14 protein-coding genes are annotated in these 15513 nt (G+C 71.6%); 7 read left to right on the forward strand and 7 right to left on the reverse strand.

Going from position 1 to position 15513, the window contains the following annotated elements:
- Positions 1–143 precede the first annotated feature (143 nt).
- From F8566_RS14035 to F8566_RS14045, 3 genes are all read left to right on the forward strand, one after another.
- Positions 144–911 carry an SIR2 family NAD-dependent protein deacylase gene (locus F8566_RS14035; protein WP_151560652.1) on the forward strand — a complete coding sequence of 256 codons (768 nt, stop codon included), beginning with the start codon at positions 144–146 and terminating at the stop codon, positions 909–911.
- 229 nt (positions 912–1140) lie between these two features.
- Positions 1141–2124 (forward strand): S66 peptidase family protein, encoded by a 984-nt coding sequence (locus F8566_RS14040; protein ID WP_151560653.1) that lies wholly within the window; start codon positions 1141–1143, stop codon positions 2122–2124.
- Positions 2124–3014, forward strand: a complete 891-nt coding sequence (locus tag F8566_RS14045) for a hypothetical protein (protein ID WP_151560654.1) — start codon at positions 2124–2126, stop codon at positions 3012–3014. Before F8566_RS14040 ends, F8566_RS14045 begins: the two co-directional genes overlap by 1 nt.
- A gap of 61 nt (positions 3015–3075) precedes the next feature.
- Here F8566_RS14045 and yczE read toward each other — a convergent pair whose 3' ends face one another.
- Entirely contained in the window at positions 3076–3723 is a 648-nt protein-coding gene (gene yczE / locus F8566_RS14050) for a membrane protein YczE (protein ID WP_225993160.1), read from the reverse strand.
- 129 nt (positions 3724–3852) lie between these two features.
- Here yczE and yczR point away from each other — a divergent pair, with 129 nt between their 5' ends.
- A complete protein-coding gene (gene yczR / locus F8566_RS14055) occupies positions 3853–5334 on the forward strand; it encodes a MocR-like transcription factor YczR (RefSeq protein WP_151560655.1) in 1482 nt (493 codons plus the stop codon).
- Positions 5335–5340: 6 nt separating this feature from the next.
- Here the strand turns inward: yczR and F8566_RS14060 are convergent, their stop codons facing one another.
- Positions 5341–5775: a CBS domain-containing protein gene (locus F8566_RS14060; RefSeq protein ID WP_151560656.1), complete on the reverse strand. Its 435-nt coding sequence runs from the start codon at positions 5773–5775 to the stop codon at positions 5341–5343.
- A 212-nt stretch (positions 5776–5987) separates the two neighbouring features.
- Between F8566_RS14060 and F8566_RS14065 the strand changes: the two genes are divergently transcribed.
- A complete protein-coding gene (locus tag F8566_RS14065; protein WP_151560946.1) occupies positions 5988–7787 on the forward strand; it encodes a glycoside hydrolase family 15 protein in 1800 nt (599 codons plus the stop codon).
- A gap of 31 nt (positions 7788–7818) precedes the next feature.
- On the opposite strand, the gene F8566_RS14070 is transcribed toward F8566_RS14065, so the two are convergent.
- The 5 genes from F8566_RS14070 to F8566_RS14090 form a co-directional block, all read right to left on the reverse strand.
- Positions 7819–9612, reverse strand: a complete 1794-nt coding sequence (locus F8566_RS14070) for an SDR family oxidoreductase (RefSeq protein WP_151560657.1) — start codon at positions 9610–9612, stop codon at positions 7819–7821.
- Between the two features lie 239 nt (positions 9613–9851).
- Entirely contained in the window at positions 9852–10784 is a 933-nt protein-coding gene (locus F8566_RS14075; RefSeq protein ID WP_151560658.1) for a metal-dependent hydrolase, read from the reverse strand.
- Between the two features lie 236 nt (positions 10785–11020).
- The gene (fdhD, locus tag F8566_RS14080; protein ID WP_151560659.1) at positions 11021–11833 is read right to left on the reverse strand and encodes a formate dehydrogenase accessory sulfurtransferase FdhD; all 813 of its coding nucleotides are present in this window, start codon (positions 11831–11833) and stop codon (positions 11021–11023) included.
- A gap of 48 nt (positions 11834–11881) precedes the next feature.
- Positions 11882–12064, reverse strand: coding sequence for a DUF3099 domain-containing protein (locus F8566_RS14085; RefSeq protein WP_151560660.1), 183 nt, complete (start codon positions 12062–12064; stop codon positions 11882–11884).
- Between the two features lie 18 nt (positions 12065–12082).
- A complete protein-coding gene (locus tag F8566_RS14090) occupies positions 12083–13900 on the reverse strand; it encodes an AMP-dependent synthetase/ligase (protein ID WP_151560661.1) in 1818 nt (605 codons plus the stop codon).
- A 220-nt stretch (positions 13901–14120) separates the two neighbouring features.
- Here F8566_RS14090 and selD point away from each other — a divergent pair, with 220 nt between their 5' ends.
- Positions 14121–15110: a selenide, water dikinase SelD gene (selD, locus tag F8566_RS14095; protein ID WP_151560947.1), complete on the forward strand. Its 990-nt coding sequence runs from the start codon at positions 14121–14123 to the stop codon at positions 15108–15110.
- 121 nt (positions 15111–15231) lie between these two features.
- On the forward strand, positions 15232–15504 hold the full coding sequence (locus tag F8566_RS14100) for a GlsB/YeaQ/YmgE family stress response membrane protein (protein ID WP_151560662.1): 273 nt from the start codon (positions 15232–15234) through the stop codon (positions 15502–15504).
- The last annotated feature ends 9 nt before the right edge of the window (positions 15505–15513 follow it).

Raw genomic sequence — 15513 nt, forward strand, 5'->3', positions numbered from 1 at the left:
GGACCACGACCCGCCACGTTCGCTCCCCTGCGATCCAGGTCATCGAGGTAGACCCCCGTTCAGCCGCCGTCTTCCGAGGAGATCCCCCCTTCGCTTCCGGATAATCGGAACAGAATGGGGCGTTCCGGCCCTAGCCTGGAACCATGGACGCCCCCCAGACGCTCGCCGGCTGGCTGCCCACGGCCCGGTCGATCACGGTGCTGTCCGGGGCCGGGATCAGCACCGACAGCGGAATCCCCGACTTCCGGGGCCCGCAGGGAGTCTGGACCAAGGACCCGGCGGCCGCGGCCATGTCCACGATCGGCAGCTACCTCGCCGACCCCGAGGTGCGCCGCCGCGCCTGGCGGTCACGGTGCGACCACCCGGCGTGGTCGGCCAAGCCCAACGCCGGGCACGCCGCCCTGGTGACGCTCGAGCGGGCGGGCCGGTTGCGCGCCATCGTCACCCAGAACATCGACGGCCTGCACCAGAGCGCCGGATCGAGCCCCGAGCTCGTGATCGAGATCCACGGCACGATGCGGGAGGCCGAGTGCCTGAGCTGCGGCCTGCGCACCCCGATGCCCGAAATCCTCGCGCGGGTGGACGCGGGGGAGGAGGACCCGCCGTGCGCCGCCTGCGGCGGGATCCAGAAGTCGGCGACGATCTCGTTCGGCCAGGCGCTCAAGGAGGACGTGCTGGAGGCCGCGATCGCCGCGGCCCGGTCCTGCGACCTGTTCGTGGCCGTCGGCACCTCGCTGACCGTGCAGCCCGCGGCCGGCCTGTGCCTGGAGGCCGTCGAGCACGGCGCCCGGTTCGTGATCATCAATGCCCAGCCCACGCCCTACGACGGCCTGGCCGACGCCGTCCTGCGCAAGCCGATCGGCGAGGCGCTCCCGCACCTCGTGGAACTGACCTGCGGAGCCCAAGAGTGACGCCGAGCGAAGCTCGTCCAATGTTGGCGGCGGGTGGGGGCTGGAGGACGGTGCCGAGCGAAGCTCGTCCATTGTTGGTGGCGGGTGGGGGCTGGAGGACGGTGCCGAGCGAAGCTCGTCCATTGTTGGTGGCGGTCGGGATCTGTTGGCGGGTCGTGACCGCTCTGCCCTTCCGCTCACGTACTTCTCCTGACAAGCTCTATCCGTTGCGGTGCGAGGAGGGATCGGGTTGAGAAGCGGGGGCGCCCGGGGGTTCGCCAGGCTGCGGCCCGGTGACCGGGTGGCCGTGATCGCGCCCAGTGGCCCGGTGGATCCGGGTCGTCTGGAGTCCGGCTGCGGGGTGCTGCGCGATCTCGGTCTGGACGTCGTCGTGGCCAAGCACGCCCTTGACCGGGTCAATCTCGGCGGGGCGGGACAGGTCCGGGACGACTGGCAGCGGCTCGCCGGGACGGACGCCGACCGGGCGGCCGACCTGCAGGCCGCGTGGTGCGATCCGGAAGTGCGGGCTGTGGTGTGCGCCCGCGGTGGTTACGGGGCGACCCGGGTTCTCGATCACCTTGACTGGGCGGCGCTGGCGGAGGCGGCGGTCACCGACCGTGGCCCCAAGCTCCTGCACGGCTCCAGCGACATCACCGCGCTCCACACGGCCTTCGGCGAACGGTTCGGCATCACCACCGCGTTCGGGCCCATGCCGGCGGGCGCCGTCCTCGCGGACGGCACCGGGGACGATCACCAGGCCTCGCTGGCGAGCCTGCGCGCGGCGTGGTTCGGGAGCGCTCCCGAGGCCGTCAGAGGCACGCACGCCCTCAGCCCGGGGCGGGCCGAGGGCCCGCTCACCGGAGGCACCCTGGCGCTCCTCACGGCGATGCTCGGCACGCCCTGCGCACCGGCTCCGGCGGCCGGGCGCGTCGTCTTCCTGGAGGACGTGACCGAGGCGCCTTACCGCATCGATCGCATGCTCACGCAGTTGCTCCAGGCGGGCTGGTTCGACGGCGCCGCGGGCGTCGTCCTCGGCCCCTGGACCGACTGCGGTGATCCCGCCGAGGCGGACGCCGTGGTGGCGAGCCGGCTCGGCCCGCTCGGCATACCGATCCTCGCGGGCGTCCCCGCCGGGCACGGACCCCGCCAGCTCACCCTGGAACTCGGCGCCCGGGTCCTGCTGGACGCCGACGCCGGGGTTCTGACCCTGCAAGCTCCCGCAGGAGGTGTCTGATGAGCGGCAGGCACGCGCGTCCCGGCGACTGGGACGACGGCGCCCTCGACTCCCTTCTGGTGCTGGTGGCGGAGAGCCTCGGCTACTCCTGCCGCCAGGTGCCGGGTGACGTCATGCTGCTCGAGGGCGCCAACCGCCTCCACGTCAGCCTGCGCAACCTGCGGCAGCTGGCCCGCCTCGTGCCGCGGAACGACTGGCCCGCGCTGGTCTCCGACCACGTCACCACGATCGTCACCGCGATCGAGGAGCCGCTGGACCTCAGCGACTTCGAGCTCGCCCAGAACCTGCTGCGCACCCGCATCTACCCGGCCGAGGCCGACAACGGCGTGCTCGCGGCGCGCCCCTTCGCCCCGGGGCTCATCGAGGCCGTGGTGGTCGACACCCCCACCACGGTGCGCACCGTGACCACCGAGGAGATGAACGGCTGGCCGGTCTCCGGCGACGCGCTGTTCATGCTGGGCCGCGCCAACGTGCGGGCCGACGGGCCGTTGCAGCTGGACGAGCAGGAGCTCGGCGGAGTGCGGGTCTCGGTGCTGCACGGCTGGACGTTCTATGCCGTGACCCACCTGGCCTGGCTGGAGGAGTACCTGCCGATCGGCCCGTACGGCGCGCTGGTCGTCGCGCCCAACCGGAGTTTGATCATCGCGCACCCGATCCAGCCCCCGGTCGGCGGTATCCGCGCCGGTTACCGGGCGGCGGTGGCGGCGGCGCGCGAGCTCCAGGGACAGGCACACCAGGCGTACGAGGACGGCCCGGGTTCTCTCAGCCCGCATCTCTACTGGTGGCGCAACGGCGAGCTGACGCTCCTGGAGACCCGCTATGACGGCGACACGCTCGTGCTGCCCGAGGACTTCCGCTCGGTGCTGACCACGCTGGCCGCCGAGCCCTGAACGGGACCGGGCGGCGGCCCGGCGTGAGCCGGGCCGCCCCTGCGGCGGATCTACTGCGAGGTCACTGACCGGCGCCCACCAGCGGCTCCGGGGAAGGCTGGGGACCGGCTGAAGGGCCGGCCGAAGGATCGGCCGACGGCTTCTTGGTCTCCAGCAGCGGGATGAAGACGTGCGCGAGCGGGCCGATGGCGACGGCGTACAGCAGGGTGCCGATCCCCACGGTGCCGCCGAGCAGCCAGCCGACCGCGAGCACGCTCAGCTCGATCACGGTGCGGACGACCCTGATCGAGTGGCCCCGCGCCGCCAGGCCGGTCGTCAGGCCGTCCCGGGGACCCGCCCCGAACCCGGCACCGATGTAGAGACCGGTGGCGAAGCCGCCGACGACGATCGCCGCGATCAGGTAGGCCCAGCGCGCCGCTGGGGCGGACGGGTCGGGCAGCAGGTGGAGGAAGAGGTCGGCGAAGACGCCGACCAGGATCACGTTGCTGATCGTGCCCAGGCCGGGCTTCTGCCGCAGCGGGATCCAGGCCAGCATGACGACCGCCCCGATGATGATGATCCAGACGCCGATCGACAGCCCGAACTGCCGCGACAGGCCTTGGTGGAACACGTCCCAGGGATCGTTGCCCAGGGCGGAGTCCACCTGCAGGGCTATGCCCAAGCCGTACAAGGCCAATCCGGCGTACAGCTGAACCAATCGACGCATCATCAAAGCCACTGTTCGATTCCCTTTTATAGTGCCGCCACCTGGGGGGAGTGCGGCCGGCGTGCCCGGACGTGGTCAGCTTGGCCTGAAGTGGACTGGCATTTAAAGGGCCAATATGGAAAAGTGGACTGCATGAGTACCCGGTACGTGAGCGGATCTCAGCTGGCCCGGCTGCTCGGCGAGGTGCCGCACGAGCGTCCCTTCTACGCCGCGCTCGCCCACGCGGTGCGCGGGCTCGTCCTGGACGGGCGGCTGGCGCTCCGCACACGGCTGCCCGCCGAACGGGACCTGGCGGCCGCCCTCGGCGTCAGCCGCACCACCGTGACGGCGGCGTACGACCGGCTGCGCGACGAAGGGTTCATCGAGAGCAGGCAGGGCGCGGGCAGCTGGACGGCGCTCCCCCCGACCACCATGACGGCTCCGTCGACGCGCGCGGTGCCGTCGGTGTCGGTGCCCTTCGGCGCCGGCAAGTTCGGCATGGCGCACGCTCCGGACGGGCCGGGTTTCATCGATCTCGGCTGCGCGACGCCGGGCGCCCCGGAGATCTTCGACGAGGCCGTCGCCGCCGCGGTCGCCGAGCTGGGCCGCTACAGCGCCGGTCCCGGCTACGAGCCCGCCGGCCTGGCCGAGCTCCGCGAGGAGATCGCCGCGATGTACGCGGCGCGGGGCGTGCCGACCCGGCCGGACCAGATCGTCGTCACCACGGGCGCGCAGCACGCCTTCACCGTGCTGACCCAGGTCATGATCGATCCTGGTGACGCCGTCCTGGTCGAGCGGCCGACCTACCCGCACGCCCTCAGCGCGCTGCGGCGGCGCGGGGCGCGGCTGGTGCCGGTGGGCGTCAACGAGGGCTGGGACATGGAGCTGATCGCCGGCAGCATGCGGCAGGCCGCCGTGCGGCTGGCCTACATGATCCCCGACTTCCACAACCCCACCGGCCGCCTCATGGACGAGCGCGACCGGGCCGCGCTGGTCGACGCCGCGCGGCGCGCCGACGCCTTCCTGCTCGTCGACGAGACGTTCGCCGAGCTGGGGCACGACCTGGCCGCCCCCCGGATGGCGCCGCTGTCCTCGTACGACACCGGCGGGCGCGTCATCACGATCGGCTCGGCCTCCAAGCTGCTGTGGGGCGGGCTGCGCATCGGCTGGATCCGCACCACCGCGCCGCTGGCGCGGCGCCTGGTGTTGTCACGCGAGGCCATGGACATGGCGAGCCCGGTGCTCGACCAGCTCATCGTCCGGGAGCTGCTGCTGCGGCTCGACGAGGTGCGCGCCGAGCGGGCGGCGACGCTGCTGCGCAACCGGGACGCGCTGGCCGCGGCGCTGCGCGATCATCTGCCGGACTGGGAGTTCCAGCTGCCCGAGGGCGGCATGTCGGTGTGGGCGCGGCTCGGCGCCCCGGTGGCGACGCTGCTGGCCGAGGTCGCCGGGCGGTACGGCGTGCGCGTGGTGCCCGGCCCGGTCTTCGGCGTCGACGGCGTGCTCGAAGACTGCGTCCGGCTGCCGTACGTGCTGCCGCCGGAGACGTTGCGCGTGGCCGTCGAACGGCTGGCCACCGCCTACGGCGAGGTCGAGGCCGCCCCCGTCGCCCGGCCGCTGCCCGCCTACGTCTGACGCCGGTCAGGGCGCGCGCTGGATGTAGTCGACGAGGTGCTCGCGCTCGCTCTCGAGCTCGCCGATCGCGCTCTTGACGACGTCGCCGATGCTGACCAGTCCGGCCAGCCGGCCGTCGACCACCACGGGGATGTGCCGGATCCGGTGCTCGGTCATCGTCAGGCGCAGGTCGTGCACGTCGGCGCCGGGCTCGCAGGTGCGCACCTCGGCCGTCATGATGTCCGACACGGGCCGGTCGAGCAGCCGCGCGCCGTGCTCGTGCAGATGGCGCACGACATCGCGTTCGGACGCGATGCCCGCGATCGTCTCACCGTCCGGCGAGACCACCGCCGCGCCGATGTTGTGTTCGGCCAGGGTGGCCAGCAGTTCCCGGACGGTGGCGTCGGGTCGCACCGTGGCCACCGCGTTCCCTTTTCTCCGCAGGATGTCGCGAATGCGCATGATCAGCACTCCGGCGTCGGTTCGGTCGGCTGTCGCGGGCCCCGCCGCGTTCTTTACCTGCCAAGGTCCCATGTTCCGCCGCCCGCCGAAACCCCGCCGCGGTAAACGGTTGGCTCCGGCGGCAGGTGATCGTCCCGGGCCGGGCATGCGGAGAGTGGATCACGGGTAGGCCTGACCTGCTTGGTCTCGTTGGTGAACTCCAGGGCCGTGCGATCAAGGAGAGCGACGTGCCGGGACGTATCGAGGACTACGCCCTGATCGGCGACTGCCAGAGCGCCGCGCTGGTCTGCGACGACGGGTCCATCGACTGGATGTGCCTGCCGCGGTTCGACTCGGGGGCCTGTTTCGCCGCGCTGCTCGGCGACGAGGAGAACGGCCGCTGGCAGCTCGCGCCCGCCGGTGCCGGACGGGCCACCCGCCGCCGCTACCGGGGCGACACGCTGATCCTGGAGACCGAGTGGGAGACCGCGGACGGCGCCGTCCGGGTCATCGACTTCATGCCGCACCGCGGGGAGGCGCCCGACGTCGTGCGGATCGTGGAGGGGCTCTCGGGCGAGGTCGGCATGATGCTGGACCTGCGGCTGCGGTTCGACTACGGCCACCGCGTGCCCTGGATGCACCAGTCCTGCGGCCAGCTCGCCGGGATCGCCGGTCCGGACTCGATCTGGCTGCGAAGCCCGATCAAGGTGGCGGGCCACGATTTCACGCACACCGCGGAGTTCACCGTGCGTTCGGGGGAGCGGGTCCCGTTCGTGCTCACCTGGCACCCGTCCCACCTTCCGGCGCCCAGGCCGGTCGACGCGCTGCACGCGCTGGAGGAGACCGAGGAGGAGTGGAACTCGTGGGTCGGCAAGTTCTCCTACGAGGGCACCTACCGGGACGCCGTCATCCGCTCCCTGATCACGCTCAAGGCGCTCACCTACGCGCCCACCGGCGGCATCGTCGCGGCGCCCACCACCTCGCTCCCGGAGGCGATCGGCGGCGTCCGCAACTGGGACTACCGCTTCTGCTGGCTGCGTGACGCGACCATGACGCTGGACGCGCTCCTGCGCAGCGGCTGCACCGAGGAGGCCGACGCCTGGCGGCAGTGGCTGCTGCGGGCCGTCGCCGGCGCCCCCGAGGACGTCCAGATCATGTACGGGGTGGCGGGGGAGCGGAGGCTCCCCGAGTGGGAGGTCGGCTGGCTCGGCGGGTACGAGGGCTCACAGCCGGTGCGCGTGGGCAACGCCGCCGCGGGGCAGCTCCAGCTGGACGTCCCCGGCGAGGTGATCAGCACGCTGTACCTGGCGCGCCGGGCGGGCCTGCCGCCGGCGCCCGAGATCGCGGCGATGAAGGACTCGCTGCTCGCGTACGTGGAGGCGCGGTGGGAGGAGCCCGACGAGGGGCTCTGGGAGATCAGGGGTGAGCGGCGGCACTTCGTGCATTCCAAGATGATGTGCTGGGTCGCGTTCGACCGCGCCGTCAAGCTCTCGGAGGAGTTCGGGCGGCCCGGGCCGGTCGACCACTGGCGGCGGCTGCGCGACCGTATCCACCGGGACGTGTGCGACAAGGGCTTCGATCCCGTCCGCGGCACGTTCACCCAGTCGTACGGCTCCCAGGAGGTCGACGCGGCCCTGCTCCTGATGCCCCAGCTGGGCTTCCTCCCGGCGGATGATCCGCGCGTCGTCGGCACGATCGAGGCCGTTCAGCGGGAGCTCGCCCCCGACGGCTTCGTCCGGCGGTACCCGACCCGGGAAGGCGAGTCGTCCGACGGCCTCACGGGCGAAGAGGGTGCGTTCCTGGCGTGCTCGTTCTGGCTCGCCGACGGCCTGCGGCTCATCGGCCGGGAGGACGAGGCGCGGGAGCTCTTCGAGCGGCTGCTGTCACTCCGCAACGACGTGGGCCTGCTGGCGGAGGAGTACGACCCCAGGACCGGCCGTCAGGTGGGCAACTTCCCGCAGGCGTTCAGCCATGTGCCGCTGATCCACACCGCCCACGAGCTCGACGGCCACCGGGTCGCGTGGTGGACCTGAGGTGACCATCCGACGTCCATGGTCAGTACAGCTAGCCGACGTCGAACCGGGCCAGCAGGCGCATCATCTGCGGCGAGATGCGGGACGTGAGATGGCTCAGCCGTGCCTCCGGGGTGACGGGAACGACGGCGCGGTTCTTCTGCACCGCCGCCACGATCTCCTTAGCGACGCGCTCGGGGCCGAAGTTGCGCAAAGCGTAGGCGCGTGCGGCCCGTTCCTGACTCTTGCCCTGCTCCTCTTCCGACCGGCCGACGAACCGCGACGTACGCGTGATGTTGGTGTTGACGATGCCCGGGCAGATGGCGCTGACCCCGATGCCTTTGCCCGCCAGTTCGGAACGCAGGCACTCGGAGAGCATGAGCACCGCCGCCTTGCTGGTGGCGTACGCGGGGAGGGTGCGCGAGGGCGTGAACGCAGCGGCGGAAGCGGTGTTGACGATGTGCCCGCCCTGGCCTTGCCCCACCATCTGCGCTCCGAACAGCCGCGAACCGTGGATGACGCCCCACAGGTTGACGTCCAGGACCCGCCGCCAGTCCTCCACCGAGTGGTCAAGGAACCCGCCCGCCATGCCGATCCCGGCGTTGTTGACCACCACCTCGGGCACACCGTGCTCGTGCAGCACCGACTTGGCGAAGTCCTCCATCGCGGCCGGGTCAGAGACGTCGACCTGGAAGGCGTGCGCGTGCGGGCCGAGCAGCCCGGCCAGCTCGGCGGTGTGCTGCGCAGTGGCAAGGTCGAGGTCCGCAGCCACCACCTCGGCGCCCTGCTGGGCGAACGCCAGGGCGGTCGCGCGGCCGATGCCGCTTCCCGCGCCGGTGACGACGACGAGCGACCCGTCGAACGGGCGCCGCTCGCGGCTCACCCGGGCCCGGTGCAGCGCGCGTGACTCGGTCGCGGTGAGCGGGCCGCCCGACACCGCGGTGATGTGCTCGCTGATCCACCGGGCGATGACCTCGGGGTGGCTGCGCGGCAGCCAGTGCCCCGCCGCGATGGTGCGCAGCGACAGGTTGGGCACGCGGTCCTGCAGTCCCCCGACCAGGTGCGGCGAGACGAACAGGTCCTTGGTCGGCACGATCACCTGCGTCGGCACCTCCGTGCGCCGGTCGCGCGGCCTGCGGAGCCGCTGCAGCATGTTGGCCCGGTAGAGGCCGACGCCTGCGGCGCCGTCGCGGGCGAACGTGCGCGCCGGGTGCCCCTCGCGCGGCGCGACGCCCTCGCCGATCTCCAGGGCGCGCGTGAACGGCATGGTCAGCCCGGCCCGCCACATCATCTCGGGCACGACCGGGGTCTGGAAGAAGTAGATGTACCAGGACCGCACGCCCTGTCCCGCCGCGTGCCTGAGGTTGCGCGGCGTGGGCCGGCTCAGCTTGCCGCGCATCCAGTGCCCCACGTGATCGAGGCAGGGGCCGGACATCGAGGTGAACGAGGCGAACCGCTCAGGCATCGTGCAGGCGGCCTCCCACGCCTGGATGGAGCCCCAGTCATGACCGGCGAGGTGCACGGGCCGGTCTGGGCACGTCGCGTCCAGCACCGCGCGCATATCGGCCATCAGGTGGTCGAACGTGTAGCGCTTGCGGCCGAACGGGCGTGACGAGGCGCCCGCGCCCCGGACGTCGTAGCGGACCACGTGATAGCGCGCCGCCAGCCGGTCGGCCACCTCGTCCCAGACGGCGTGGGTGTCGGGGTAGCCGTGCATGAGGAGCACGGTCGGCCGGGAGCGGTCGCCCTGCTCGAAGACGGCGAGGTCGACCCCGTCGCCGCGGACCCGTCGCGCCGTTGTGCACGGGCTCGGCTTGTGTGGGCTCGTCTCGTGCGCGGTGGTCATGCGGTCTCCCTACGTGCGGCCCAGCGGTGTACGTGCGGCAGGTCGTCGAGCCGGTACGCGTTGCCGGTGCGGGCGAGCGCCACTCTATTGGACACATCGTTAATTAACCGCTGTTCCCGGACCACGGTCAAGGCGAGACGGTGTGGTGCCTGTCACGCATGCCGAAGCCCCGGCCGGGGAGGCGGTGGCCCGGCCGGGGCTCTGGCGTCTGTCCCGCACGCGGCGGGGAAGGGTGTGGATCAGTACGGGTCGTAACCCGCTGCGCGGGCTGCCGGCGACTTCAGAAGGTATTCCAGCGCCTGTGGGGTTGAGCAGATCTGCGAGGGGTGGTGCGACGGTTTGAGATACACCGGTGCCTCGCCGAGCAGCAGCTTGAGGATCCCCGGCATGTGGCCCTTGCGCACGGACCTGCGGTACGAGCGGTAGACGCGCGGGAACGTCACCTTGCGCTTGATGGTGGGGTCCTGCTTCAGCAGGTAGAAGCCGCCGCCCATCACGGCCCAGGTGAGGAAGAACAGGGAGACCGCCCAGGCGGCCACGCGCATCGGGTACTTGCCGCCCATCTGCTGGTAGACGTCGAACACCACGGAGCGATGTTCGACCTCCTCCGCGCCGTGCCAGCGCAGCAGATCCAGCATCGTCGGGTCCACGCCGGCCTCGTCCAGCCGGTCGTTGTCCATGATCCACTGGCCGAGCACCGCGGTGTAGTGCTCGATGGCGGCGACGGCGGCCAGTTCGAACTGCAGGCGCAGCCGCCACAGGCGCGGCGACTTCTCCTTGAGCGCCGCCATCTGGACCGGGCGTTCGGCGTTTCCCTGGGCCGCCGGTTCAGTGATCTTGGAAACGTCGATCCCGTTGACCTCCAGAAGATGCGTCAGCACGCCCTGGTGGGATCGTGCGTGCACCATCTCCTGGCCGATGAATCCCTTGATCTCCGCGAGGAGTTTCGGGTCCTTGATATGCGGAGTCGCGTCCTTGACGCACTGGATGAACCACTTCTCGCCCTCGGGCAGCACGATGTGGAAGGAATTGATCATGTGGGTCGCGACCGGGTCGCCGGGGATCCAGTGGAGCGGTGTCTTCTCCCAGTCGAACGAGACGCGTCTGGGCTGGATACGGGGGTGACGCTCGTCGATCTCGACCATCGGTCCCGCTTCGGGAGGCCCTGCCATTTCCGCTCCTCATACCGGCGCGCCTGGTCACTGGAGCAGCACAAGAACACCGAATCGACGCCATTCAAGATCGTCTTTCGGTGTCCCGGCGAGGAGATCGCCGAATGGACTGCTGGCACGCCAGTGAACTAGTACGACCGATGCGCTTTCTTGCCTTGCGGCCCACAAGTTACCGACCAGTCTTCATCGGCGGATGACAAAAACACCTCGCGAGCGGCGAGGATCGCGGCTGATGATCAGACGGTCACGCGCTGTGCGCCCGTGTAGACGTTCATGGTCTCGCCGCGCAGGAAGCCGATCAGGGTCATCCCGGCGTCCTCGGCCAGCTCGACCGCGAGCGAGGACGGCGCCGAGACGGCCGCCAGCACCGGGATCCCGGCCAGCATCGCCTTCTGCGTGAGCTCGAACGAGGCGCGGCCGCTCACCATGAGGATCCGGCCGGTCAGCGGGAGCAGGCCCGCGCGCAGCGCCCAGCCCACGACCTTGTCCACCGCGTTGTGCCGCCCGACGTCCTCCCGGACGGCCAGCAGGCCGCCCGCCGGGTCGAAGAGCCCGGCCGCGTGCAGGCCGCCGGTGCGGTCGAACACCCGCTGCGCCTCGCGCAGCCGGTCCGGCAGCCCGGCGAGCACCTTGGGGGTGAGCTCGACGTCGTCGGCCGCGACGTCGTACGGGCGGTCCGCGCGCAGCGCCTCGATGCTGGCCTTGCCGCAGACCCCGCACGCGCTCGTCGTGGTGAAGGCGCGTTCCAGCAGCGCGCCCGGCGGCCGGACACCGGCCGCGAGCACCACGTCGAGGGTGTTCTGCTCGTGGGTGTCGGCGCAGTAGCGCATGCCCGCGAGGTCGCCGGCCCCCGCGATGATCCCCTCGGCGGCAAGGAAGCCCGCCACCAGATCGAAGTCGTCGCCCGGCGTCCGCATCGTGATGGTGAGCGGGCGGCCGCCGATCCGGATCTCCAGTGGCTCCTCCACCGCCAGCGTGTCGGGCCGCTGCCCGCGCACCCCGGCGGTGCTCAGCCGCAGTACCGGCTTACGCACCGTGATCCGACCCATGTCGTGACCGTACTCCCGATGTCCCCGCGGCGCGAAGGGCGGGCACCGTCATCCGTGCCGGTCGACGTTCCAGTTGGCGACGACGGCGGCGAAGGGCGGGATCACCATCGCGACGACGGACATCGCGATCGCCGCGGGCGGTGAGAACAGCCGGACGACCGACCAGGCCAGCACGAACAGCGTCAGGCACGTGCCCATCATGATCGCGTAAGCCAGCTTCCGGCCTCTCATGAGTCCACCGTACGCCGCCTACCTGTAGAGATCCTCAATGGCGTCGCCGTACTTGCCGTGCACGACGCGGCGCTTGAGCTTGAGGGTCGGCGTCAGCTCCTCGCTCTCGGCGGTCCATTCGGCCGGCAGCAGCCGCCACTTCTTGACCTGCTGGACGCGGGCCAGGCGGGCGTTGGCGTCCTCGACCGCCCGGGCGACCTCCGCGACGACCAGCGGATGCTCGGCGAGAGCCGCCAGATCAGCCGTGTCGACGCCGTGCGCCGCCGCCCAGACGGGCGCGACCTCGCCGTCCAGGGTCACCAGCGCGACCACGTAGGGCCGCCGGTCGCCGTACGCGAGCGCCTGGCCGACCAGCGGATGCTCCTTGAGCATGTTCTCGATCATCGACGGGGCGATGTTCTCGCCGCCCGCGGTGATGATGAGCTCCTTCTTGCGGTCGACCACCGTGAGGAAGCCGTCCTCGTCCAGCACGCCGACGTCGCCGGTGTGCACCCACCCGTCCCCGTCGAGCAGCTGGGCGGTCGCCTCCGGCCGGTTGAGGTAGCCGGGGGTGCAGGTGGCGCCGCGCACGAGGATCTCGCCGTCCTCGGCCAGCCGCAGTTCCACGCCGTCGAACGCGCGGCCGACCGTGCCGAGCTTGAACGAGTCGCTGAGGTTGGCCGTGACGGCCCCGGTCGTCTCGGTCATGCCGTACGCGTCGAAGATCTTGAGGCCGAGCCCGGCGAAGAACCGCGCGACCTCCTCGGGCAGCGGGGCGGCGGCGCTGGAGGCCTGGGCGACCCGGTCGAGACCGAGCAGCGCGCGCATCGGGGTGAGCACGGCGGCGTCGGCGCGCTCGAACGCGGCGGCGAGCTCCGGCGGGGTGGTGTTGCCGTACTCCAGGCTGCTCACGTACCGGCGGCCGACGTCCAGCGCACCCTGGACCGCGGCCTTCTTCGCCTCGTCCCGCTCGCCCGCCAGCACCGCCTGGACGCCCGCCATGATCTTCTCCCAGACCCGGGGCACGCCGAAGAACGAGTGCGGCCGGACCTCGCGGAGCACGGTGGTGAGCTGTGCGGGGTCCGGGCAGAAGTACACGTGCGAGCCGCGTGCGACCGGCAGGTAGTAGCTGAGCACCCGGTCGGCGATGTGCGCGAACGGCAGGTAGGAGATGCCGACGCTCCGCTCGGGCAGGACCGAGCTGCGCTCGACCATCACGCACTCGTGCAACGCCATCGAGTGCGTGATGATCACACCCTTGGGGTCGCCGGTCGTGCCCGAGGTGTAGAGCAGGGTCGCGGTGCCGGAGGGCGAGACCGCCTGCCAGCGGCGGTCGACGTCCCCGGGGTCGGCCGCCAGCCGCTCGCGGCCGAGCTCGGTGAACGCCTGCCAGCTCACGAATCGCTCGTCGTCCGGGCAGGCCGCCGCGTCCACCACGATGACCTTGCGGAGCGCGGGCAGCTCGTCCAGGACCGGCAGCCACCGGGCGAGCTGGTCCTGGCCGTCCAGGACGGCGTATTTGGCCGAGCAGTCACGCGCGACGAAGCCGATCTGGTCGGGTGCCAGGGTCGCGTAGACGGTCGCCGGCACGCCGCCGGCGTGCATCGCCCCCAGATCGGCGAGGACGTGCTCGGAGCGGTTGGGCATCATCAGCGCCACGACGTCGCCGGGCTCCAGGCCCAGCGCGGCGAATCCGGCGGCCGTCTCCAGTGCCCGCCGCCGCGTCTCGCCCCAGCTCAGCGTCCGCCATCCGGTGCCGTCGCGATCGGAGTAGGCGGGCAGATCGCAGTGCTCTCGCGCGGTGGCGGCCAGCCTGGTGCAGACCGTCTGTCCCTCGATGATCCCGGCCTCGTCCATGTGCGCGCCCCTTCGGTGGAAGTAACTGGTTACTTGCAGAGCAGGATCGCATCATGCCGAACGGGGTTCGGGCAAGGGTCCGCGCGGCGGTGACACCGGCCTCGCGTGGGGGGCGGCGGTGCTGGTCGCGGCCGGAAGTGGTCCGTCCGTAGCCGGACCGGCACGGTCCGCTTCTTGATCATTTAGGTGGGTGGTGGGATAGGTTCCCGCTGTGGACTCCGTGCCGGCCGGCCTTCGCCTGACCCAGTACGCCCGCGGCGGGGGATGCGCCTGCAAGATCCCGCCGGGAGAGCTCGAGGACGCCGTCGCCGGGCTCTCCGGGGCGGCCGTTCCGGACGCCCTCCTGATGGGCGCGGCGGACGGGGACGACGCCGCCGTGCTCCGGATCGAGGGCGGCCGCGCGGTCGTCTCCACCGCCGACTTCTTCACCCCGGTGGTCGACGACGCCTACGACTGGGGCCGCATCGCGGCGGCCAACGCGCTCTCGGACGTCTACGCCGTGGGCGGCGAGCCCGTCATGGCGATCAACCTCCTGGGCTGGCCGCGGGACGCGCTGCCGTGGGAGGTGGCCAAGGAGGTGCTGCGCGGCGGCCGCGACGTCGCGGCTTCGGCGGGCTGCCCGATCGCGGGCGGCCACAGCATCGACGACCCGGAGCCCAAGTACGGCCTCGCCGTCACCGGGACCGCCGATCCCAGCCGGTTGCTCCGGCTGGACGCGGGCCGCCCGGGGACGCCGCTGTCGCTGACCAAACCGCTCGGCATCGGGGTGCTGAACGCCCGCCACAAGGCCACCGGAGAGGTGTTCGGCCAGGCCGTCGATGTCATGACCACGCTGAACGTCGTGGCGAGCCGGCTCGCCCTGGAACGCGACATCCGCTGCGCCACCGACGTCACCGGCTTCGGCCTGCTCGGGCACCTCTACAAGCTGGCACGCGCGAGCGGTGTCACGGCCGTGGTGAACGCGGCGGCCGTGCCCTATCTGGACGGCGCCCGCGACGCGGTGCGCGACGGCTTCATCCCGGGAGGCTCCCGGCGCAACCTCGCCTGGGTCGCGCCGCATACCGACTTCGGCCGGATCGCCGAGGCCGAACGGCTGCTGCTGGCCGACGCGCAGACCTCCGGCGGCCTCCTGGTCGCGGGCGAGATCCCCGGTGCACCGGTGGTGGGTGAGCTGGTCGGGCGGGGCAGGCACACCCTCGTGGTGCGCTAGCCGTACCGGCCGGGCAGGTCCCGGTGCGCCCCGTTCGTGTCAATGATCCCCACCTTGGGTATTCACCCGGTGGCGCTCCGCAGTCGAGCGGGGCGGTCACCACACGACCGAGGGAGCGGAAATGACCATCGGGGGGATTATCACCGCCCTTGTCTTCGGGGCCATCATCGGCGCCATCGGGCGCCTGATCGTGCCGGGCAAGCAGAGCATGCCCGTCTGGCTCACCGTCGCCGTCGGCATCATCGCCGCGTTCGCCGGAACGGGCCTCGCGCACCTGTTCGACCTGAAGACCTCCGGCTGGAACTTCTGGGAGACGATCTTCCAGATCGCCTTCGCGGTGGTCGGCGTCTACCTGGTGGCGGCGTTCTGGCCCAGGAAGTCCGCGAACTACTGACCCGGCGGC

The sequence above is a fragment of the Actinomadura rudentiformis genome (assembly GCF_008923185.1).
GTDB lineage: Bacteria > Actinomycetota > Actinomycetes > Streptosporangiales > Streptosporangiaceae > Spirillospora > Spirillospora rudentiformis.